Raw genomic sequence first — 21,286 nt, forward strand, 5'->3', positions numbered from 1 at the left:
CGCCATCGCCTCAGGCGAGGTACTGCTCGTGGATGGCCGCGCCGAGCCGGTTGTTCTCGCCGATGAACCCGGTGATGAACTCGTGCAGGCCGTTCTGGAAGACCTCTTCGATGCCGGCGTTCTCGAGCCTGGCCCGCGTGGCGCGGGCGATGCGCTGGCTCGGGCCCTGCCGGCCGTAGCCGCGCGACAGGTCGTCGAGATGGCGCACCATGTCGCCGTAGCAGGCGGCGAGCGACCGCGGCATCTGGTCGTTGAGGATCAGCAGGTCCGCGATCAGCCAGGGCTTGAGGCTCTGGCGGTAGACCCAGTGATAGCTCGTCTGCGCGGAGACGGCCCGCAGGATCGCCGACCACTGGTAGTAGTCGAGGCCGCCGCCGACCTTCGTCTCCTCGGGCAGGAGCAGATGGTACTTCACGTCGAGGATGCGGGCCGTGTTGTCGGCGCGCTCCAGCAGCATGCCGAGCCGCGAGAAGCTGTAGATGTCGTTGCGCAGCATGGTGCGCGAGGCCGAGCCGTCGAACCTCAGGCCGATCTCCTTGACCCAGCCGAGGAAGCGCGTGAACTCCTCGCCCACGAGCTTGCGTTCCGGCCGGCGGCGCAGCTCCAGCCACGCGCCGTTGATCGTCTCCCACATCTCGATGGTCAGCGCCGTGCGGACCGCGCGGGCGTTGTGGCGGGCGACCTCGAAGCAGTTGACGATGGAGGAGGGGTTGTCCTTCTCGAACACGAGATAGTCGACCACCGTCTCGGCGGTCGCCTCCTCGTGCTTGGCGAAGAACGCCGCGGAGCAGCCGGCGCTGTTGACCGCGCTCTCCCACTCGTTGGTGGAGCCGGCGTAGGCCACGGGCAGGGAGGCCAGCCGCTGCGTCGCCTCGAGGATGCGCGCGAGCGCCTCCGCGCGTTCGACGTAGCGGGACAGCCAGAACAGATTGTCGGCGGTGCGGCTCAGCATGGGCTGGCGTCCTCGTTCCGGAATGCGCCGCTCATTCGTCCAGCACCCATGTGTCCTTCGTCCCGCCGCCCTGGCTCGAATTCACCACCAGCGAGCCTTCCTTCATCGCGACGCGCGTCAGCCCGCCCGGCACGATCCGCACCCCGTCCGAGCCCGTCAGCACGAACGGCCTCAGGTCGACGTGCCGGGGCGCCACGCCGGAATTGACGTAGGTCGGGCAGGTCGAGAGCGCGAGCGTCGGCTGGGCGATGAAGCCGCCCGGCGAGGCCTTCAGCTTGGCCCGGAACAGCTCCACCTGCTCCTTCGAGGCGTGCGGCCCGACCAGCATGCCGTAGCCGCCGGAGCCGTGGACCTCCTTCACGACCAGCTCCTCGAGATGGTCGAGCACATAGGCCAGCGCCTCCGGCTCGCGGCAGCGGTAGGTCGGCACGTTCTTCAGGATCGGTTCTTCGCCGAGGTAGAATTTGATGATCTCCGGCATGTAGCTGTAGATCGCCTTGTCGTCCGCGACGCCGGTGCCGATGGCGTTGGTCAGCGTGACGTTCTGGGCGTGATAGGCGGAGATCAGGCCGGGCACGCCGAGCGCGCTGTCGGGCCGGAACACGAGCGGATCGAGGAACTCGTCGTCGAGGCGGCGGTAGATCACGTCGACCCGCTGCGGACCTTCGGTCGTGCGCATGTAGACGACGTCGTCGCGCACGAACAGGTCGCGGCCCTCGACCAGCTCGATGCCGAGCTTGTCGGCCAGGAACGAGTGCTCGTAGTAGGCCGAATTGTAGATGCCGGGCGTCAGCAGCACGACGTTCGGGTCGGCTGGAGCGGAGCGGGGCGCGAGCGAGCGCAGCGTGGCGAGCAGTTCGTCGGCGTAGCGCTCGACCGGGGCGACGCGGTGCTGGGCGAACAGCTCCGGGAACAGCCGGATCATCACCTCGCGGTTCTCGAGCATGTAGGAGACGCCCGACGGCGTGCGGGCGTTGTCCTCCAGCACATAGAACGTGTCGGCGTCGACGCGCACGATGTCGATGCCGGCGATGTGGACCCACAGGTCGTGCGGCACCGACTTGCCGGCCATCTCGGGCCGGAACGCCGCGTTCTGGAACACGAGGTCGTTCGGGATGACGCCGGCCTTGAGGATCTCGCGGCGGCCGTAGACGTCGGCGATGTAGCGGTTGAGCGCGTCGACCCGCTGCTCCAGCCCCTTGGCGAGCCGGGTCCACTCGTCGTTGGTGATGATGCGGGGGATGATGTCGAACGGTATCAGGCGCTCCTGCGCCTGCTGGTCGCCATAGACCGCGAAGGTGATGCCGATGCGGCGGAACAGCAGCTCCGCCTCCTCGACCCGGTAGTTCAGAAGATCTGCGGGCGCCTCCTTAAGCCACCGCGCGAGCTTGGCGTATGCCGTCCGGACGGACCCGTCGGCCAGCGACATCTCGTCGAATAAGGCGGTGCTCAAGCGGTGGCCCTTCGGTTGTGATCCCGACTGATGCTAATCCCGAACGACGGCGGGAAAAGGGGGCGTCTGAGCATTTTTACGGCAACCGTCGCGATTATTTTGTAATCAGAATAGCTTCAGCGCCCTGAAACTGGCGTGTCCGTCGCGGCCGACGACGACATGATCGTGAACGGCTATTCCGAGCGGCTTAGCGATGTCGACGATGGTGCGCGTCATTTCGATGTCGGCCCGGCTCGGCGTCGGGTCGCCGGAAGGGTGATTGTGCACGAGGATCAGCGCGGTCGCGCGCAACTCCAGCGCGCGCCGGACAACCTCGCGAGGATACACTGGCGTGTGGTCCACGGTGCCGGTCTGCTGCACCTCGTCGGCGATCAGCGCGTTCTTCTTGTCGAGGAACAGGATGCGGAAGCGCTCGCGGTCATCGAAGGCCATCGCCGTGCGGCAGTAGTCGAGCACGGACGACCACGAGGAAAGCACCGGCCGCTTGCCGATCGCGCCCTTCGCGAAGCGGCGCGCGGCGGCCTCCACGACCTTGAAGTCGGTCGCTGTCGCCTCCTTGACGCCCTTGATCTCGACCAGCCGTTCGATCGGCGCGGCGAGCGCCTCGGCGAACGAGCCGAAGGTCGTGATCAGCGACTTGGCGAGCGGCTTTACGTCGGCGCGGGGGATGGTGCGGAACAGCACCAGCTCCAGCAGCTCGTAGTCCGGCAGGCTTTCCGGCCCGCCTTCCAGAAAGCGCGCTCGGAGCCGTTCGCGATGTCCGGCGTAGTGCGGCGGCGCCGCATTCTGAGGCGCCGATTTCGACGCTGATCGGCCGGCCCGGGCCGGCGATCGCGGCGCGGCCTCGCTCAGGCCGGGCAGGAACGGCCCGTCGGAGCCGTCCGAACCATCGCCCTGAGCCATGCGTCGTCCTCCTCCGCCGACGCCATGGTGGCAGGCCGGCGCGACGAATCGCAAGACGCGATGCGGCGGAGGGCGGTCAGGCGGTCGCGAACACGGGCGCGTGGAGACCCTTGGGCGAGAGCGTGAAAATCTCACACCCGTCCTCGGTCACGCCGATCATGTGCTCGAACTGCGCCGACAGGGAGCGGTCGCGGGTGACGGCCGTCCAGCCGTCGGCGAGCACCTTCACGTGCGGGCGGCCGAGATTGATCATCGGCTCGACCGTGAAGAACATACCGGGCTTCAGCGGCGCGCCTTCGCCAGGGCGGCCGTAATGCAGGATGTTCGGCTCGTCATGGAACAGGCGCCCGATGCCGTGGCCGCAGAAGTCGCGCACCACCGACATGCGCTCGCCCTCGGCGAATGTCTGGATCGCCGCCCCGATGTCGCCGGTCGTCGCGCCCGGCCGGATCACCGCGAGGCCGCGCATCAGCGATTCGTGGGTCACCTCGATCAGACGCTCCGCGCGCCGCGGGATCGCTCCTACCGCGTACATCCGGCTCGAATCCCCGTGCCAGCCGTCGAGCACGAAGGTGACGTCGATGTTGAGGATGTCGCCCTCGCGCAGCGGCTTGTCGTTCGGGATGCCGTGGCAGACGACGTGGTTGAGCGAGGTGCAGATGGTCTTGGTGTAGCCGCGGTAGAACAGGCAGGCCGGCAGCGCGCCGTGGTCCATCGCGAACTCGAGCGCGAGCCGGTCGAGCGCCTCGGTGGTGACGCCCGGCGCGACGTGGTCGTTCATGAGGTCGAGCGCCTCCGCCACGAGCCGTCCGGCGCGGCGCATGCCGTCGAACGCTTCCGGCCCATGGATCTTGATCGCGCCGTTCTTCCGGAGCGGCGCGTTCTCGGCTTCGACGAAGGTCATTCGGTTCTCGAGGTTCAAAGGACGCCGCAATCTAGTCGCGCGGCCGGCCTGCGCCAAGAGGGCGGGACCGTAGCGAATTACCCTGCGGCTTCGAAGACCGCGACGTTCGAGACTGGCGTGTGTTATTCTTTGTCCAAATGCCGAAGGTCGCTCATCTGCGCCGCGCGTTCGACGCGGCCGTCGACGCCGTCGCCGCGCCGGCGCTCGGCCGGCGTCACTTCATCGTGTTCCGCGACTATCCCATCGCCTACGGCCGGGTGCCGAAGGTCGCGAACACGTCGATCAAGGACGCGCTGACGCGACTGCTGCCGGAGGGCGAGGCGCTGCGCCGCAAGGCGTCCCACGATCGCGTCTGGGCGCACGAGACCTGCGGGCGCACGCGAATGGTCCGCACGGCCGCCGCCGCCCAGCTCAACGGCGTGTTCGCCTTCGCCTTCGTGCGCGATCCGTTCGAGCGGGTGGCGTCCTACTACGACAACAAGGTCATCGGCCGCCCGATCCTGCCCGCCATCGCGCGGCGCGACGGCGTCCGCAAGGGCATGGGGTTCGGCGCCTTCCTCGAACGGCTCGCCGTGATGAAGGACGGCGACATGGACGACCATCTCGCGCCCCAGGCGGAGATCCTGGTCCATCGCGGCCGGCTGGTGCCGTCCTTCGTGGGGCGCTACGAGCGGATCGAGGACGACTGGGCCGCGCTTCAGGCCCGGCTCGAGGCGATCGGCGTGCCGGCGCTCGGGCCCCTGCCGACCCGGAACCGCCGGGCCCCGGACGGCCATCCCATGGTCGCCTACTTCGCCGACCCCGCCCATGTGCGCATGGTGCGGGAGCGCTACGCCCAGGATTTCGAGCTGTTCTACCCCGACGCCGAACCCTGCCGCCCCGCGTGAGCTTTCAGGCGCTTCTCAGCTCCAGATAGCGCAGGCGCTTCGCTTCGCGGCGCGCCTCCGAGACGCTCTCGACGATCACGCCGCAGACGAGGCTGAGCGTCGCGAGCTGCATGACAGAGGCCGCAAGCACAGCGGTCGGCAGGCGCGGCACCAGCCCGGTTTCAAGGAAGGTCGCCACCACTGGCGCGCCGAGCAGGACGGCGATCGCCGCGAAGCCCGCCGCGATCGCGCCGAAGAAGCGGAAGGGCTTCACCGCCCGGTACATCATCGCGATGGTCCAGAGGATGCGGAGGCCGTCGCGGTAAGTGGAGAGCTTGCTTTCCGAGTCCGCCGGCCGCCGCCCGTAGCGCACCGGAATCTCCTCGACCGCGAGCCTGAGGTCGAGCGCGTGGATCGCGAGCTCGGTCTCGATCTCGAACCCGCCGGACGCGGCCGGGAACGATTTCGCGAACCGCCGCGACACCACGCGGTAGCCGGACAGGATGTCGGTGAAGCCGTCGCCGAACAGGCGACCGACCATGGCGTTGAACATGCGGTTGCCGGCCTGGTGCCCGCGCCGCGACAGCAGGCCCTCGCCCTCGCGGGTCGCCACCACCATGTCGAGCTGGCCGGTCACGAGACGGTCGATCAGCAGCGGCGCCGCGAGCGGGTCGTAGGTCAGGTCGCCGTCCGCCATCAGGTAGATGTCGGCCTCGACGTCGGCGAGCATCCGGCGCACGACGTTGCCCTTGCCCTGCCGGCGCTCGCGCCGGACGATCGCCCCGGCCTCGATCGCGCGCTCGACGGTCCGGTCCTTCGAATTGTTGTCGTAGACGTAGATGTCGGCCGCCGGCAGCGCGGCGCGAAAGCCGCGCACCACGTCTCCTATCGCCGCCTCCTCGTTGTAGCAGGGCAGCAGCACCGCGACCTTCAGCGGGGCGGGGGCGCTGTCGCGGGCGACGCCGAAGGAGGTGTCGCGCAGACGCTCAATGTTGGACATAGGAGAGCTTCCGGTGGGGCGCGGCGAGGCGGACACCGCCCGCGCAGGCTAGCGTGAAGACGGCGAGAGTCGCCAGAAAGCCGAAGGGAACGAGGGTGGCCGCCGCGGCCGCGCGCGCGAAGGCCGGCGCGGCGTAGGCGAACAGCAGCAGCGCCGCCGCCTTCGGGGCCCAGCCGCGCAGCAGCGCGTCGCGCACGAGGAAGGCGATCGCCGGGCCGAGCAGCATCATGTCGTAGTCGAGCGCGTAGGGCGTCACCAGCAGCGAGCCGGCGAGCAGGGCGGCGGCCTTGCGCTCGAAGGCGGCGTCGCCTCGCCACAGCCGCACGCAGGCGGCGATGGCGCCGAGCGTCACGGTCGCCTGGACCGCGTAGCCGGTCGCGACCGAGCCGCCGAGCGCGCGCGCGGCGGAGAAGGCGCTGACGATCTTGGCCCAGCCGGTGTTGCCCTCCTCCAGAACCACGCCGCGCGTGAACGCGGCGCTGGCGCGGAACGCGTCCCAGGTCTCGGGCCCGAAGGCCGCGAGCGAGAGCGCGCAGAGGCTGACGACGGAGCCCGCGGCGCCCGCCACCGCCCGCCATCGGCCGGTCGCGACCAGCACGAAGGGGAGCAGCAAGCCGAATTGCGGCTTGTAGCAGAGCAGGCCGAGGACGGCGCCGGCGAGCATCGGCCGGCGGTCGAGCAGCAGCAGCCCGATCCCGAACAGGCCGGCCGTCAGGAAGCCGTTGTGGCCGTGGGTGAGGTTGACGAACACCGCGGGAAAGGCGAGCGCCGCGAGCAGGACCTCGCGCCGGTTCCGGCCGACGATCGCGACGACCGCGCCGAGATAGAGCGGCAGGGTCGCGGCCTGCCAGACCACGAGGGCGCCGAGATAGGGCAGCGTGGCGAGCGCCGCCGCAACGCCGAGGAACATCGGCGGATAGTGCCAGCCGAAGAAGGGGGTCTCCGCGCCGAAGCGGGCCTGCTGCACGCCGTAATGCCGGACGAGGTCATAGGCGGCCTCGGGCGACCCCTCCAACACCAGCCGGCCGGCGGCCCAGACATTGGCGAAGTCGGTGCCGAGCGGGCGCGCCATGGCGTCCACGCCGTCGTGGGACGTCGCCCACATCGCCACGAGCGTGACCGCGTAGCCGGCGACCAGCATCAGCGACACCGGGACGAGCCGTTCGGCGATGGCGGCGGGCAGGCGGTCGGACGGCGCCATCGGGCCCCGCGCTCCTTGGGATCGTTTCACTTTTGCGACGATCCCACGGCGCGTTTAAAGGCGGCTTAAGCCGTCACGGCCGTTGGAGCACGACGCCGCGGTCGGTCACGACCACCCACTGCCGGTCGCGGCGCTCGATCGAGCGGATACGGCCCAGGCCGGGCGCGCGGGCGCCGCGCATCACCTCGATCACGCCGTCGCGGCCGTCGAGCAGCGCGACGCCGTCATAGACCTCGCGCACGGTCCAGTTGCGCACGACCCGGCCGCCGGCGTCGGGCGCCGCAGCGATGCTGCCCGTGGTTTCGGGATCGGCCGGCTTCGCCCCGGCCAGCGCGGGAGCGGGCTTGTCCGCGGCCTTCTCGATGCGGTCGAGGCGCGCCTGGAGCTCGGCGAGCTTGCCGGCGTCCTCCTTGGGCTGCTCGACCCTGCTCGCGAGGGCCTCGATCTTCGCGGCGGAGGCCGCGCGGGTCTCGTCCAGCGTCTTCTGAAGACCGGCGATCTCGGTCTTGAGCGCTTTCACGTCGGCGTCGCCGGCGGCGGACTTCGCGAGCGCCGCCTGGTTCGCACGGGAGCGGTCGAGCGCGCGCTGGAGGCGGGCGATCTCCGCCTTCATGGTCGAGACGTCGCGGCCGACGGCCGCCTGGCGCGCGGCGGCGCCCGAGGCGTCGAGGCTGCGGGCGAAGCCCATGTCGCGGGCGTCGAGGGCGCTGATCTCGTCGACGCCGTCGGTCATGGCCGGCGCCGTCGCGAAGGTCGCGGCGCCGGCCCCGACGACGAGCGCGAGCGTCAGCACGGCGGCGTAGGGCGCGAAGCGCTTCAAGCGATCGAGGAGGTCGGGCTCGGGGGTCAGGTCGATGGTCGGGCGAGGCCGCTGCGTCGACCAGACCGCGACGGTCCGGCCGGGGCGGGGCGAAACCATAGGGCTCGGTTCGGCGGTCATGGGCGGCTCGGGAACGGCGCAGGCGCGAAAGAATGCGCGACGCCTCCGACTGTCGGCCCGGGATGGTTACCGAAACGTTAGCTTCCGGCAGCCGGCGGCTCCGACAGGGCGGCGAGCGCCTCCGCTCCCGACACCCTCCGGTCCTTCGGCCAGGCGAAAAAGTCCGCCTCCGCCATGAGCGCGTCGTCCAGCAGGCGGTGGTAGTCGCGCCGCGGCGTCTCGATCGCTCCGAAGCGCCGCAGATGATCGGTCACGAACTGGGTGTCGAGCAGCCGGAAGCCGCCCTGGCGCAGCCGCGCCACGAGATGCACGAGCGCCACCTTCGAGGCGTCGCGCTCCGTGTGGAACATGCTTTCGCCGAAGAACGCCGAGCCGAGCCGGACGCCGTAGAGCCCGCCGACCAGCCGGTCGTCGCGCCAGACCTCGACGCTGTGGCAGTGGCCGATCTCGTGCAGGCCGCCATAGAGGCCGCGGATGCGGTCGTTGATCCAGGTCTTCATGCGGCCGGGCGCGGGCGCCGCGCAGCCGTCGAGCACCGCGTCGAAGGCGGTGTCGATCCGGATCTCGAAGGCGTCCGCGCGCACCGTGCGGGCGAGGCGCTCCGAAACCACGAAGCCGTCGAGCGGGATGACGCCGCGCACCTCCGGCTCGATCCAGAACAGGCCGGGATCGTCCGCGCTCTCGGCCATCGGGAAGATGCCGCAGGCGTAGGCCTTCAGCAGGACTTCGGGGGTGAGCTCGACCAGGACGTCGTTGATGCGGGTCATGGGCGGGATGCTACGGCGCATGCGCGCCGGCGGGAAGGAGGACCGTGTGATCGCTCTCCCTTGTCCCGGCCTCGATACGCGACAAGGGAGAGCGCGCGTCGCGTCGTCTCAGTCCGCGCCGCCCGCCGTCTGCGCCAGCATGGTCTCGAGCCAGTGGATGTCGTAGTCGCCGTCCTGGATGGACGGGTTGCGCACCAGCCGGCGGAACAGGGGCAGGGTGGTGTCGACGCCGTCGACCACGAACTCGTCCAGCGCGCGCCGGAGCCGCATCAGGCATTCGGTGCGGTTGCGGCCGTGGACGATCAGCTTCCCGATCATGCTGTCGTAGTTGGGCGGGATCGAATAGCCCTGATAGGCGGCGGAATCGACGCGCACCCCGAGCCCGCCGGGCACGTGGTAGTAGGCGATCCGGCCGGGCGAGGGGCGGAAGGTCTCGGCGTTCTCGGCGTTCACCCGGCACTCGATGGCGTGGCCGCGGAACACCACGTCCTCCTGCGCGATCGCGAGCCGCGCGCCGCTCGCGATGCGGATCTGCTCGTTGATCAGGTCGATGCCGGTGATCATCTCGGTCACCGGATGCTCCACCTGGATGCGGGTGTTCATCTCGATGAAGTAGAACTCGCCGTTCTCGTACAGAAACTCGATCGTGCCGACGCCGCGGTACTTCAGCTCGCGCATGGCGCTGGCGACGGTCTCGCCGATCCGGTCGCGCTCGTCGGCGTTGAGCGCGGGCGAGGGCGCCTCCTCCCACACCTTCTGGTGCCGGCGCTGCAGCGAGCAGTCGCGCTCGCCGAGATGGATCGCCGCGCCTTCGCCGTCGCCCAGCACCTGCACCTCGATGTGGCGCGGGTGGATCAGATATTTCTCGAGATAGACGGCGTCGTCGCCGAAGGCGGCCTTCGCCTCGGAGCGCGCGGTCTGCAGCGCCTCGACGATGTCGTCCTCGGTCATCGCGACCTTCATGCCGCGTCCGCCGCCGCCCGAGGCCGCTTTGACCAGCACGGGATAGCCGATCTCGAGCGCGACGCGCTTGGCCTCGTCGTCGTCGGTGATGCCGCCGTCGGAGCCGGGCACCACCGGGATGCCGAGGCGCTTCGCGGTCTGCTTGGCGGCGATCTTGTCGCCCATGATGCGGATGTGCTCGGGCTTCGGCCCGATGAAGGTCAGCCCGTGCTCCTCGAGGATTTCGGCGAAGCGGGCGTTCTCCGACAGGAAGCCGTAGCCGGGATGCACCGCGTCGGCGCCGGTGATCTCGGCGGCGGCGAGCAGGGACGGGATGTTGAGGTAGCTGTCGCGGGCGGCGGGCGGCCCGATGCACACGCTCTCGTCGGCGAGGCGGACATGCATGGCGTCGGCGTCGGCGGTGGAGTGCACCGCCACCGTCGCGATGCCGAGCTCCTTGCAGGCGCGCAGGATGCGCAGCGCGATCTCGCCGCGGTTGGCGATCAGGACCTTGTCGATGGTCGACATCGCCGGGTCAGTCCACGATCAGCAGCGGCTCGCCGAATTCGACCGGCTGGCCGTCGGCGACCAGGATCTCGCGCACCGTGCCGGACTTCGGGGCCGGGATCGCGTTCATGGTCTTCATCGCCTCGACGATCAGCAGCGTCTGACCCTGCCGCACGGTCGAGCCGACCTCGACATAGGCGCGCGCGCCGGGCTCCGGCGCGAGATAGGCGGTGCCGACCATCGGCGACAGCACGACGCCCGGATGCTTGGCGGGGTCGGCGACGGCATCCACCGCGACCGGGGCGGCCGTGGCCGCGGGCGGCGGGGCGACGACGGTGGCGTGGGTCGGCGCGAGATGGCGCGCGACGCGGACGCGCAGATCGTCGTTCTCGATCTCGATCTCGCTGAGGTCGTTCTCCGACAGCAGCTTTGCGAGCTCGCGGATCATGTCCTGGTCGATGGAGGCGCGGGTCGGGGGCTTGCTCATGGGGTCTCGATCTCCGAAGGCGCGAAGGCTCACGCCGTGATCGGTTCGGATGAAGGGTCGCGCGGCAGAAGTCGGCGGGCGAGCGCCTGAAGCGCGAAGTCGTAGCCGTCCGCGCCGAGGCCGACGATCACGCCGGCGGCGACGGGCGACAGGTACGAGTGGTGACGAAAGCTTTCGCGCGCGTGAACGTTCGAAAGATGCACCTCGATCATCGGCAGTCCTACGGCGCGCACGGCGTCGTGGATCGCGACCGAGGTGTGGGTCAGGGCGCCGGCGTTGATCACCAGCCCGACAGCCTTGGTCCGTGCCTCCTGGATCCAGTCGACGAGGTCGCCCTCGTGGTTCGACTGCCGGAAGTCGATGGCGAGGCCGAGGCTTTCGCCCGCCCGGCGCGCGATCTGCTCCACGTCGGCGAGCGTCGCGGAGCCATAGATCGCGGGTTCCCGCAGGCCGAGCAGATTGAGGTTCGGGCCGTTGAGGACGAAGACGACGGGGGTCAAGGCTTGGCCGTTGCGCGGACAGCGTCGGAACGCGCCCCTCCCGCAGGGGAAGGACGCAGCGAGCGGCCCTTATAGGCAAGGCCGGCGCGGAACCCAAGCGATTCCGCCCGACGAAGGTCGATGTCCGTTCAGCCGGCCGCGCCGCCGTCGAGGCGCCGGCAGGGCATGCCGCTCTCGTTGAAGGCCGCGAGAATGGCTTCCGCATGGGCCTGGTCGCGGGTCTCGACCGTGACGTCGAGGGTCGCGCCCTTGGCGGGGACGTCGAGGAACTGCCGCTGGTGGTGGACCTCGATGATGTTGGCGCCGAGCTCGCCGAGCTTGCCCGCGATGATCCCGAGCATGCCCGGCCGGTCGGCGATCGTCATGCGGAAGGCCATGATCTTCTGCTCGCGCTCCAGTTCCCGCGTCATGATCGAGGCGAGGATGCGCGGGTCGATGTTGCCGCCGCACAGCACGAGGCCGACGCGCCGGCCCGCGAACTTGTCCGGCCGCGCGAACAAGGCGGCCAGGCCCGCCGCGCCCGCGCCCTCGGCGAGCGTCTTCTGGTGCATGAGGTAGGCGTTGACCGCGCGTTCGAGCTCGGTCTCGCTCACCAGCACGATGTCGTCGACGAGGCTTTCGACGATCGGCCGGGTGAGGGCGCCGACGTTCTTGACCGCGATGCCTTCGGCGAGCGTCGGGCCGCCGACCGGCAGTTCCGCTCCCTTCAGCGCGTTCCACATCGAGGGGTAGAGCGCGGCCTCCACCCCGACGATCTCGATCGACGGCTTGAGCGCCTTGGCGGCGACCGCGACGCCGGAGATCAGGCCGCCGCCGCCGATCGGGACCACGATCGCGTCGAGGTCGGGCGCCTGCTCCAGCATTTCGAGCGCGATGGTGCCCTGGCCGGCGATGATGTCCGGGTCGTCATAGGGGTGCACGAAGGTCAGGCCGCGCTCCAGCGCGATCGCGCTCGCGCGGATCTGGCTTTCGGCCACCGTCTCGCCGTCCAGCACCACCTCGGCCCCAAAGCCGCGGGTCGCGGCCACCTTCACGTGCGGAGTCGTGTCCGGCATCACGATGGTGGAGGGAACGCCGAGCCGGGTGGCGTGGTAGGCGACTGCCTGGGCGTGGTTGCCGGCCGACATCGCGATGACGCCGCGCGCCCGCGCCTCCGCCGGCAGGCGCGACAGCTTCACCACCGCGCCGCGCTCCTTGAACGCGTTGGTGACGTGCAGGTTCTCGTATTTCACCAGCACGTGCGCGCCGGTGAGCGCCGAGAGCTTCGGGGCCGCCAGCATCGGCGACGGCGTCACCGCGCCTTCGAGCGCCGCGCGCGCGGCCGTCACATCGGCGAGCGTCACCGTCATGTCCGTCTCGTCCCATCAGCCGACAAGGCGGCGCCGGGAGGCGCCGCGGAGCGCGGGACCATATGCGACGCGCCCGCGCGCCGCATCCTCGTTCTGCGCATTGCGGAACGGTCACGATCGCTTGCGTCCGGCCGCGCGGCTTGACCTGACGGCGGGGCGGGGCCCATCGTCCCGGGACAGGAACGGGAGGTCTGCCGCGTGACGGCGATCCAGCAACTTCGACGCTCCGCGCTCGCTGCGGCGATCGCCCTGCCGGCGCTGGCCGGCGCGGCGGAAGCGACGCCCGAATACGCAACGTTCGAGCCGGTCGAAGCCGCTCCCTCAGCAGGCTCCGCCCGCGCGCTCGACGGCGAGACGGTGACGCTCGGCCCCACCGCGGACCGGCCGGTTCTGGTGCACTTCTTCGCCACGTGGTGCGCGCCCTGCAAGGAGGAGCTGCCGGAGCTGGCGCGGTTCGCCGCAGCGCGCCGGGAGACGGTCCGCGTGGTCGGGGTCGACGTGGCGGAGCCCGCCTCGCGGGTGGCGGCCTTCGTCGCGCCGCTCGGTCTCGGATTTCCGGTGGCGCTCGACGAGGACCGGGCCATCGCGCGCGCGTTCGGCGTGCGCGCGCTGCCGAGCACGGTGCTGATCGCGCCGGGCGGCCGGTCGGCGCTGCGCGCCGCCGGTCCGGTCGACTGGAGCGCGGCCGCGATCGAGAATCTGATCGAAAATCATCGCATAAGAAATTGATCTAACGACAAAAACAGAGGGATGAGACTGTCATGATCGATCGCAGAACCGCCCTGAAGGGGGCCGCGGCGACCGCGGTCGCCGCGCTCGCCTGTCCGTCGCTGGCGCGGGCGACGCCTGCGGCCTTCGCGCCGAAGCCGGGCGACTGGCGCACCTTCGAGATCCGCACCAAAGTCACGCTGCCGCCGTCGAAAGGCGTGGCGCGTGTGTGGGTCCCGACGCCGAGCTTCGTCGCGGACGACTGGACGCGGCCGGAGCGTTCGACCTTCAGCGGCGACGCCGCCAAGGCGGACCTGATCGAAGGGCCGATCGGCATGGTCGTCGCCGAGTGGCGCGAAGGCGCCGCGGCCCCGACGCTGGAGGTCGTGAGCCGCTTCTCGACGCGGGACCGCGCCGTCGACCTCTCGGCGAGCGGCGCGACGCTTTCGGCAGCGGACCGGGCGCTCTACCTCGCGCCGACCGAACTGATCCCCACCGACGGCATCGTCGCCGAGACCGCGAAAAAGGCCGTCGGCGACGCCTCGACGGACCGCGCCAAGGCCGAGGCGATCTACCAGTGGGTGGTGGCGAACACCTTCCGCGACGCCAAGGTGCGCGGCTGCGGGCTCGGCGACGTCGCCACCATGCTCGAAAGCGGCAATCTCGGCGGCAAGTGCGCCGACCTCAACGCGCTGTTCGTGGGCCTCGCCCGCGCGGCCGGGCTGCCGGCGCGCGACGTCTACGGCATCCGCGTCGCGCCCTCGCGCTTCGGCTACAAGAGCCTCGGAGCGAATTCGGAGACCATCACCAAGGCCCAGCACTGCCGCGCCGAGGTGTGGCTGGACGGTCCGGGCTGGACGCCGGTCGACCCGGCCGACGTCCGCAAGGTCGCGCTCGAGGAGCCGCCGGCCAATCTGCCGCTCGACGATCCCAAGGTCGCGGCCGCGCGGAAAACGCTTTTCGGGGCGTGGGAGGGCAACTGGCTCGCCTTCAACGACGCCCACGACGTGGCGCTGCCGGGATCGGCGGGCCCGAAGCTCGGCTTCCTGATGTATCCGCAGGCCGAGACCGTCGCTGGCCGGCTCGATTGCCTGGACGCCGACAGCTTCAAATACGCCATCACCACGCGCGAGATCGTGGCTTGATCCATGTCCTTCGCCGTCATTCCCGGCTCTGCGGGCGTGACGGCGAATGCGGTCATGATCGCGCCTAGGCCTGCCGATGCGTTTCGTAAAACTACGAATTGCGGAGCATGCGCCACGAAATCAGTGTTGCGGTCTATGGAGAGGGGCGGCGGTGAACGGAAAAGTTTTCGGTATGGTGGCGATGACCATTGCGCTGTTCGCCTCGGGTGCGCCGGCGAGCGCAGGTTCGTCGGACATCGACCGCGTGTTCGGCGCCATGGCCCCGCTGATCCGTGAGACCTTCCGCACCCGCGATGCGCCCTCACGCTACGAGCATGGATATGCGCGCCAACGGTCCGATCGGGGCCGTGCGTCGCAGCGGGGGGCACAGTCCCGCAAGAGCGCGCCGGTCAAGTCGCGCAGCGCCTCTACCCGGAGGGCGGCTCCCGTACGGTCGGCGCGCCAGCCTGCGCCGCAGTACTATACGCGCGGCCAATTTGACGGCGGCTACTATAAGTGCGGCATGGTCTGCCCCGCCAACGTCAGCGCGGACTACTGAGCGCGAAAGTGCGTGGGCACCAGACCCGCTCTTGAGCCGCCGAGGGCCTGAACCAGCCTTCCGCGGTCACAGGCCGCGCTGGAAGAAGGCGAGATCGAGCGCCGGCCCGGCGTCCGGCCCGCCGAACTGCGTCAGCAGCGCATGCGCCTGCCCGCGGTGGTGGGTCTGGTGGTTGAAGAGATGCGCCAGCGCGAACTCCAGCGGCTGGCGAATCTCCTCTGGAGACGTCTGGCGGCGGTAGACGATCATGCGGTCGGCGTCCTTCTCATCCAGCCCGCCGACGAAGGCGCGGAGTCGGGCGTCCTCGGCCTCGCGCGCGGCCGTCAGATCGCCGAGGTCGTCGTAGAGGATCTGGTCGAGCTTGAGGTCGGAAGCGGGCTCGCCCTCAAACCGGCCGAGCCAGATGCGGTCGGCGACGAGGATGTGGTTCAGCGTGCCGCTCAGGCTGCGGAAGAACGCGCCGCCGTCGCGGCTGAAGTCGGTCGGGGGCAGGGCCGCGACCGCCGCATAGAGCCGCCGGTTCGCCCAAGTGTTGTAGTCCCCGAACATGATCCAGCGTTTCATCATCACCTCGCCTTGATGGCATCTGGCATGCCAGTGTGCGTCGTCAGACCAAGAAACGTGGAAGGAACGCCATGACCGCCCATCTCTACGATCTCGTCCTCGCGGACGGCCGCCGGCTGTCGCCCTATTGCTGGGCCGCCAAGCTGGCGCTGGCCCATAAGGGCGTGACGCTCGAAACCACGCCGACGCGGTTCGTCGACATCTCGACCGTCGCGGGCGGTGGTTTCAAGACCGTCCCGGTGACGGAGATCGACGGGGCGACCATCGGCGATTCGTTCGCGCTCGCGCTTCATCTGGAAACGACCCGGCCCGAGGCGCCGCCGCTGTTCGCGGGCGAGGGCGCCGTCGCGCTCACCCGCGGCGTGGCCGCCCAGGGCGCTTATCTCCTCGGCAAGATGTCCCGCCCGATGGTCCTCGCGATCCACGACGCGCTCGACGCGGAGACCCAGGCCTACTTCCGCGCCTCGCGCGAAAAGATGTTCCGGCGCACGCTCGAGGAGGTCGCGGCGAACCCGGACGCGAGCGTTGCCGCGGCGAAGGACGCCATGACGCCGTTGCGCATCCTGCTGCGCGGCCAGCCCTTCCTCGGCGGCGACGCGCCGTTGTTCGCGGATTTCCTGATCGCGGGCCTGTTCCAGTGGGCGAGGGTGGTCGGCGCGGTCGACTATCTCGACGGCGAGGAGCGGATCGGTCCGTGGTTCGGCCGGCTCGAGGAGCGCTACGGCGAAACGCTCGCCGCCGTGAAGGGCTGAGGCCGCGGACAGGTCGAAGCCGCGGGGCGCTTCCGCCTCGCGGCGCCCCGCGCTATAAGCCGCGCGCTTTCCGCGGTTTCCCGCGCGCGGCGGGCGTTCCGCCCAGGGCGACGCCGGCGCGCACCCTTCCAGACGACAAGGCTGTTTCCATGGCTATCGAGCGCACCTTCTCCATCATCAAGCCCGACGCGACCCGCCGCAACATCACCGGCAAGGTGCTGACCTACATCGAGGCCGCCGGCCTGCGCGTCGTCGCCCAGAAGCGCCTGCAGCTCACCAAGGAGCAGGCCGAGGGCTTCTACGCGGTCCATAAGGATCGCCCGTTCTTCAACGACCTCGTCGGCTTCATGATCTCGGGCCCGGTCGTCGTCCAGGTGCTCGAGGGCGAGAACGCCGTCGCCAAGTACCGCGAGGTCATGGGCGCGACCAACCCGGCGAACGCCGCCGAGGGCACCATCCGCAAGGACCTCGCCGAGTCGATCGAGGCGAACTCGGTGCACGGCTCCGACGCTCCGGAGACCGCCAAGGAAGAGATCGCCTACTTCTTCAAGGACGACGAAATCGTCGGCTGAGGCCGACGAAAGTTAAAAATCCGGCATGCCAAGACTGGCGGCCCTGCGACCGGCGTGCGACAAAACGCGCCGGTCGTTTTTTTGTGAGGCAGGCGTGATGGGCCTCGGTTCGGTGGACTGGCTGGCGTTCGGCGAGATCGTCTGGATCAACGCCCTGCTTTCGGGCGACAACGCCGTTCTGATCGCGATGGCCTGTCGCGCTCTGCCCGCCGGGCAGCGGCGCATGGGCATGATCCTCGGCGCCGGGGTCGCGATCGCGCTGCGCATCCTGTTCACGCTGGTCATCGTCGCGCTGCTGGGCGTGCCGTACCTGAAGGTCGTGGGCGCGCTCGCCCTGCTCTACATCGCGGTCGACCTGCTCGCGCCGGGCGACGAGACGGAGGGCGAGGTCAAGGGCTCCGAGAGCCTCCTGCGCGCCGTCGGCACCATCGCTGTCGCAGACGTGGTCATGAGTCTCGATAATGTGATCGCCATCGCGGGCGTCGCCGGCGATCACTTCGGGCTTCTCGTCGCGGGGCTTGTTATCTCGGTGCCGATGATCGTCGCCGGCAGCGCGGTCATTCTCGCCGTGATGGATCGGTTTCCGCTCATCGTGTGGGCGGGCGCCGCGCTCCTCGGCTTCGTGGCCGGCGAGATGCTGATCTCCGACGCGGCCCTGGTCGACAGGCTCGGCGCCGCCGTCGTCCACGACTGGGAGACGACGACCGCGGTGACGCTCGCGGCGCTGGTCGTCGCGGCAGGGTGGCTCGTGCGGCGCATGAAGCGCCGCGCCGCTCTGTCCTGACGGAACGTGGCGGAGCCGGCGGACCGAACCGAAACGATCCGATTGGTTTTCCTGTAACGAAGATCGTGCGCCGCGAGAGCGCGACACAAGGGGACACGAATGGAATTCAGCTTCGCCTTCGACCAGCCGACGTTCTGGATTTCGCTGCTTCAGATCATCTGGATCGATCTGCTGCTGTCAGGCGACAACGCCGTGGTCATCGCGCTGGCGTGCCGGAAGCTGCCGCCGAAACAGCGCAAGATGGGCATCCTGCTCGGCGCCGGCGCCGCGGTCGGCCTGCGCATCATCTTCGCCTTCTTCATCACCTTCCTGCTCGGCGTGCCCTTCCTGAAGATCGCCGGCGGCCTGCTGCTGTTCTGGATCGCGGTCAAGCTCGCGACCGACGAGCATGAGGACCACGCCGACGTCGCTGCGAGCGAGAACCTGTGGGGCGCGGTGCGCACCATCGCCATCGCCGACGCCGTTATGAGCCTCGACAACGTGGTCGCCATCGCCGCCGCCGCGAAGGGCCATCCCGAGCTCTTCATCTTCGGCCTGCTGCTGACGATCCCGCTGATCATCGCCGGCTCGACGCTGCTCTCCGCGATCCTGCAGAAGTACCCGTTCCTGGTCTGGCTCGGCGCGGCCCTTCTCGGCTGGATCGCCGGCGAGATGATCCTCGGCGACGTCATCGTGCTGAACTGGCTGAACGGCCTGAACGCGGGATACGTCATCCCCGATCCGGAGCACGCGGGCGGTCTGACTGCCGTGAAGTGGCTGCACTACGCCGCGGCCGCTGCGGGCACGGTCGTGGTCCTGGCGATCGGCTACGGCCTGAAGCGCCGCCGTCACGCCACGGCGGAAGGGACCATCAAGGACGCAAGCTGACGTTTTCCGGCGGGTCCGGTTCGTCCGGGCCCGCCGGGGGCGCAGCCTCCTGAAACGAAAAAGGGCGCGGCCTCGGCCGCGCCCTTTTTGCATTTAAACTCCGAAAATCAGCGCTCAGGGCCAGAGGTAGGGTCCGGGCGTCGCCTCGGCGCTCTCCGTGATGACGCGGCCGTCGGCCAGTCGTGCCGCGCCCGTCGCCCACAGCCGCAGCGCGCGGGGATAGAGCCGGTGCTCCGCGGCCAGCACCCGGGCGGCCAGGGTGTCCTCGTCGTCGCCGTCGAGCACCGGCACGGCGGCCTGCGCGATGATCGGGCCGGAATCCATCTCCGGCGTCACCACATGCACGGTGCAGCCGTGGAGCTTCACCCCGGCCTCGAGAGCGCGCGCGTGGGTGTCGAGCCCCTTGAAGCTCGGCAGCAGGGCCGGATGGATGTTGATCATCCGGCCGGCCCATCCGGCGATGAAGCCGTCGGTCAGGATGCGCATGAAGCCGGCGAGGCAGACGACGTCCGGCGCGAAGCCGCGCAGCGCCCGGTCGAGCTCGGCGTCGAACGCCTCGCGGCTCGGAAACGCCTTATGGTCGACCACCGCCGTCGCGATTCCGGCCCGCTCCGCGATCGCGAGCGCGCCCGCGTTGGGTCGGTTCGAGATCACAGCGACGATCTCGGCTGGAAAATCCGGCTCCGCGGCGGCGTCGATCAGCGCCGCCATGTTGGAGCCGCGCCCCGAGACGAGGATCGCGACGCGGACGCGGCTCATGCGGCCGGCGCGGCGAGGTTGAGCGCGCCTTCGAAGCGCACGGGGTCGTCGGCTAGGGTGATCGGGACGATCTCACCGATGGTCGCCACCTGCTCGCCCTCGTCGGCGAGCTTGGCGGCGACGGCCTCGGCGTGCTCGGCCGCGGCCACGACGACCATGCCGACGCCGCAGTTGAAGGTGCGCAGCATCTCGGCCTGGGCGACGCCGCCCGCGGCGGCCAGCCAGCCGAACACCGGAGGCACCGCGATCGCGGAGAGGTCGATCCGCGCGCCGAGCCCGTCGGGCAGCACGCGCGGCAGGTTGTCGGGCAGGCCGCCGCCGGTGATATGGGCGAGCGCCTTGACGCCGTCGCCGGCCTTCAGCGCCGCGATCAGCGGCCGGACGTAGAGCTTGGTCGGCGCCAGCAGCGCGCGGCCGAGCGACTTCTGGGGCTCGAACGGGGCGGGGGCTTCGAGCGGCAGCCCGGAGCGCGCCACGATGCGGCGGACGAGCGAATAGCCGTTGGAGTGGACGCCAGAGGAGGCCAGGCCGAGCAGCACGTCTCCGGCCTTGACGTCGCGGCGCGGCAGCAGCCTGCCGCGCTCCGCGGCGCCGACCGCGAAGCCCGCGAGGTCGTAGTCGCCGTCGGCGTACATGCCGGGCATCTCGGCGGTCTCGCCGCCGATCAGCGCGCAGCCGGCCTCGATGCAGCCGGTGGCGATGCCCTTCACCACCTCGTAGGCGGTGTCGCCCGAGAGCTTTCCGCAGGCGAAATAGTCGAGGAAGAACAGCGGCTCGGCGCCCTGCACCACAACGTCGTTGACCGACATGGCGACGAGGTCGATGCCGATCGTGTCGTGGTGTCCGGTTTCGATCGCGATCTTGAGCTTGGTGCCGACGCCGTCATTGGCCGCGACGAGGATCGGGTCCACGAAGCCGGCGGCCTTCAGGTCGAACAGTCCGCCGAAGCCGCCGATCTCGGCGTCCGCCCCGCTCCGGCGGGTGGCGCGCACCAGCGCCTTCAGGCGTTCGACCAGCGCGTTGCCGGCGTCGATGTCCACGCCCGCGTCCGCATAGGTCAGGCCGCCGCTTGTCTTCGTCGTGTCGGCCATGGTCTCCCGGCTCCGCGTCGCGTCGCCGACCCCTTAGACCGCGTCCGTTCGGGGCGCAACACGAAGCCGGCGTTCTCCCCGCGCGGGCATCGTCGAAGGGCGAAGTGGCCCGCGGCGCGTCACGTGCTTATCTCGCGGCTGGAGGCGGCGACAGCGCCTCCGGAGCGCGCATGGTGAACCTGCCCAACCTGCTGACCATCGGCCGGCTGTTCGCGACCCCGCTGGTGATCTGGCTGATCGCGACCGGCGAGCATCTGGCGGCGTTCTGGGTGTTCGCGATCGCTGGGGCGACGGACGCCGTCGACGGCGCGCTGGCGCGGGCGCTCGACCAGCGCACGAAGCTCGGCGCCTATCTCGACCCCGTCGCGGACAAGGCGCTGCTCGTCTCGATCTACGTGACGCTGGCGCTCGCCGGCGAGATACCGGCAGGGCTCGCCGCGGCCGTGGTGGCGCGCGACGTCCTGATCGTGGGCGCCGTCGTCCTGGGCTGGGCCCTGCAGCGGCCCCTGCCGATCGAGCCGCTGCGGATCAGCAAGGCCAACACCGCGGCCCAGATCGTGTTCGCGGGCCTCGTGCTCGGGGGCGACGGATTCGGGCTGCGTTTCGGCATGCTCGAGGCCGCCGCGGGCTGGGTGGTCGCCGCCTTGACGCTGGCTTCGGCGGGGGCATATCTGCTCTCATTCGCAAAGCACATGGCGCGCGCGGAGCCCGGCCGGCGGGACCCGTGACCGCGGG

At 70.1% G+C, this 21,286-nt stretch carries 24 protein-coding genes; 9 read left to right on the forward strand and 15 right to left on the reverse strand.

What is annotated here, in order from left to right; translation table 11 throughout:
* Nucleotides 1–10 precede the first annotated feature (10 nt).
* The 4 genes from ACFSCV_RS00505 to map all read right to left on the reverse strand — a co-directional run bounded on the left by ACFSCV_RS00505 (nt 11) and on the right by map (nt 4,212).
* Complete coding sequence (locus ACFSCV_RS00505; protein WP_378795955.1) at nt 11–952, reverse strand: alpha-E domain-containing protein; 942 nt, start codon at nt 950–952, stop codon at nt 11–13.
* A gap of 31 nt (nt 953–983) precedes the next feature.
* Entirely contained in the window at nt 984–2,381 is a 1,398-nt protein-coding gene (locus tag ACFSCV_RS00510) for a circularly permuted type 2 ATP-grasp protein (RefSeq protein ID WP_378796727.1), read from the reverse strand.
* Between the two features lie 129 nt (nt 2,382–2,510).
* On the reverse strand, nt 2,511–3,308 hold the full coding sequence (gene radC / locus ACFSCV_RS00515; RefSeq protein WP_378795957.1) for a RadC family protein: 798 nt from the start codon (nt 3,306–3,308) through the stop codon (nt 2,511–2,513).
* A gap of 76 nt (nt 3,309–3,384) precedes the next feature.
* Nucleotides 3,385–4,212, reverse strand: coding sequence for a type I methionyl aminopeptidase (gene map / locus ACFSCV_RS00520; protein ID WP_378795959.1), 828 nt, complete (start codon nt 4,210–4,212; stop codon nt 3,385–3,387).
* A 137-nt stretch (nt 4,213–4,349) separates the two neighbouring features.
* Between map and ACFSCV_RS00525 the strand changes: the two genes are divergently transcribed.
* Nucleotides 4,350–5,099 (forward strand): sulfotransferase family protein, encoded by a 750-nt coding sequence (locus tag ACFSCV_RS00525; RefSeq protein ID WP_378795961.1) that lies wholly within the window; start codon nt 4,350–4,352, stop codon nt 5,097–5,099.
* 4 nt (nt 5,100–5,103) lie between these two features.
* Here the strand turns inward: ACFSCV_RS00525 and ACFSCV_RS00530 are convergent, their stop codons facing one another.
* From ACFSCV_RS00530 to ACFSCV_RS00565, 8 genes are all read right to left on the reverse strand, one after another.
* Nucleotides 5,104–6,078, reverse strand: a complete 975-nt coding sequence (locus ACFSCV_RS00530; RefSeq protein WP_378795963.1) for a glycosyltransferase family 2 protein — start codon at nt 6,076–6,078, stop codon at nt 5,104–5,106.
* Complete coding sequence (locus tag ACFSCV_RS00535) at nt 6,065–7,279, reverse strand: glycosyltransferase family 87 protein (RefSeq protein ID WP_378795965.1); 1,215 nt, start codon at nt 7,277–7,279, stop codon at nt 6,065–6,067. The genes ACFSCV_RS00530 and ACFSCV_RS00535 overlap by 14 nt, the downstream gene beginning before the upstream one ends.
* Nucleotides 7,280–7,352: 73 nt before the next feature.
* Nucleotides 7,353–8,219 carry a hypothetical protein gene (locus ACFSCV_RS00540; protein WP_378795967.1) on the reverse strand — a complete coding sequence of 289 codons (867 nt, stop codon included), beginning with the start codon at nt 8,217–8,219 and terminating at the stop codon, nt 7,353–7,355.
* Between the two features lie 77 nt (nt 8,220–8,296).
* Complete coding sequence (aat, locus tag ACFSCV_RS00545) at nt 8,297–8,986, reverse strand: leucyl/phenylalanyl-tRNA--protein transferase (RefSeq protein ID WP_378796729.1); 690 nt, start codon at nt 8,984–8,986, stop codon at nt 8,297–8,299.
* Between the two features lie 108 nt (nt 8,987–9,094).
* Nucleotides 9,095–10,456, reverse strand: a complete 1,362-nt coding sequence (gene accC, locus ACFSCV_RS00550; protein WP_378795969.1) for an acetyl-CoA carboxylase biotin carboxylase subunit — start codon at nt 10,454–10,456, stop codon at nt 9,095–9,097.
* 7 nt (nt 10,457–10,463) lie between these two features.
* A complete protein-coding gene (accB, locus tag ACFSCV_RS00555) occupies nt 10,464–10,922 on the reverse strand; it encodes an acetyl-CoA carboxylase biotin carboxyl carrier protein (RefSeq protein WP_378795971.1) in 459 nt (152 codons plus the stop codon).
* 29 nt (nt 10,923–10,951) lie between these two features.
* Nucleotides 10,952–11,422: a type II 3-dehydroquinate dehydratase gene (aroQ, locus tag ACFSCV_RS00560; protein ID WP_378795973.1), complete on the reverse strand. Its 471-nt coding sequence runs from the start codon at nt 11,420–11,422 to the stop codon at nt 10,952–10,954.
* Nucleotides 11,423–11,550: 128 nt separating this feature from the next.
* Nucleotides 11,551–12,771, reverse strand: a complete 1,221-nt coding sequence (locus ACFSCV_RS00565; protein ID WP_378795975.1) for a threonine ammonia-lyase — start codon at nt 12,769–12,771, stop codon at nt 11,551–11,553.
* Between the two features lie 198 nt (nt 12,772–12,969).
* On the opposite strand from ACFSCV_RS00565, the gene ACFSCV_RS00570 reads away from it, so the two are divergent.
* From ACFSCV_RS00570 to ACFSCV_RS00580, 3 genes are all read left to right on the forward strand, one after another.
* Entirely contained in the window at nt 12,970–13,500 is a 531-nt protein-coding gene (locus tag ACFSCV_RS00570) for a TlpA family protein disulfide reductase (RefSeq protein ID WP_378795977.1), read from the forward strand.
* Nucleotides 13,501–13,532: 32 nt separating this feature from the next.
* Complete coding sequence (locus ACFSCV_RS00575; protein ID WP_378795979.1) at nt 13,533–14,624, forward strand: transglutaminase-like domain-containing protein; 1,092 nt, start codon at nt 13,533–13,535, stop codon at nt 14,622–14,624.
* A 172-nt stretch (nt 14,625–14,796) separates the two neighbouring features.
* Complete coding sequence (locus ACFSCV_RS00580; RefSeq protein WP_378795981.1) at nt 14,797–15,162, forward strand: hypothetical protein; 366 nt, start codon at nt 14,797–14,799, stop codon at nt 15,160–15,162.
* A gap of 66 nt (nt 15,163–15,228) precedes the next feature.
* On the opposite strand, the gene ACFSCV_RS00585 is transcribed toward ACFSCV_RS00580, so the two are convergent.
* Nucleotides 15,229–15,729 (reverse strand): DinB family protein, encoded by a 501-nt coding sequence (locus ACFSCV_RS00585; protein ID WP_378795983.1) that lies wholly within the window; start codon nt 15,727–15,729, stop codon nt 15,229–15,231.
* Nucleotides 15,730–15,797: 68 nt separating this feature from the next.
* On the opposite strand from ACFSCV_RS00585, the gene ACFSCV_RS00590 reads away from it, so the two are divergent.
* The 4 genes from ACFSCV_RS00590 (at nt 15,798) to ACFSCV_RS00605 (ending at nt 18,701) form a co-directional block, all read left to right on the forward strand.
* Nucleotides 15,798–16,478, forward strand: a complete 681-nt coding sequence (locus ACFSCV_RS00590) for a glutathione S-transferase N-terminal domain-containing protein (protein WP_378795985.1) — start codon at nt 15,798–15,800, stop codon at nt 16,476–16,478.
* 149 nt (nt 16,479–16,627) lie between these two features.
* Complete coding sequence (gene ndk, locus ACFSCV_RS00595; RefSeq protein WP_378795986.1) at nt 16,628–17,050, forward strand: nucleoside-diphosphate kinase; 423 nt, start codon at nt 16,628–16,630, stop codon at nt 17,048–17,050.
* 97 nt (nt 17,051–17,147) lie between these two features.
* Nucleotides 17,148–17,834, forward strand: a complete 687-nt coding sequence (locus ACFSCV_RS00600) for a TerC family protein (protein WP_378795988.1) — start codon at nt 17,148–17,150, stop codon at nt 17,832–17,834.
* A 99-nt stretch (nt 17,835–17,933) separates the two neighbouring features.
* A complete protein-coding gene (locus ACFSCV_RS00605; RefSeq protein ID WP_378795990.1) occupies nt 17,934–18,701 on the forward strand; it encodes a TerC family protein in 768 nt (255 codons plus the stop codon).
* Nucleotides 18,702–18,815: 114 nt separating this feature from the next.
* On the opposite strand, the gene purN is transcribed toward ACFSCV_RS00605, so the two are convergent.
* Nucleotides 18,816–19,460: a phosphoribosylglycinamide formyltransferase gene (gene purN, locus ACFSCV_RS00610; RefSeq protein ID WP_378795992.1), complete on the reverse strand. Its 645-nt coding sequence runs from the start codon at nt 19,458–19,460 to the stop codon at nt 18,816–18,818.
* Nucleotides 19,457–20,551, reverse strand: coding sequence for a phosphoribosylformylglycinamidine cyclo-ligase (purM, locus tag ACFSCV_RS00615; RefSeq protein ID WP_378795994.1), 1,095 nt, complete (start codon nt 20,549–20,551; stop codon nt 19,457–19,459). The genes purN and purM overlap by 4 nt, the downstream gene beginning before the upstream one ends.
* A gap of 170 nt (nt 20,552–20,721) precedes the next feature.
* On the opposite strand from purM, the gene ACFSCV_RS00620 reads away from it, so the two are divergent.
* Nucleotides 20,722–21,279: a CDP-alcohol phosphatidyltransferase family protein gene (locus tag ACFSCV_RS00620; protein WP_378795996.1), complete on the forward strand. Its 558-nt coding sequence runs from the start codon at nt 20,722–20,724 to the stop codon at nt 21,277–21,279.
* Nucleotides 21,280–21,286 lie beyond the last annotated feature (7 nt).

The organism is Methylopila henanensis (assembly GCF_042681025.1).
Classification (GTDB): domain Bacteria; phylum Pseudomonadota; class Alphaproteobacteria; order Rhizobiales; family Methylopilaceae; genus Methylopila; species Methylopila henanensis.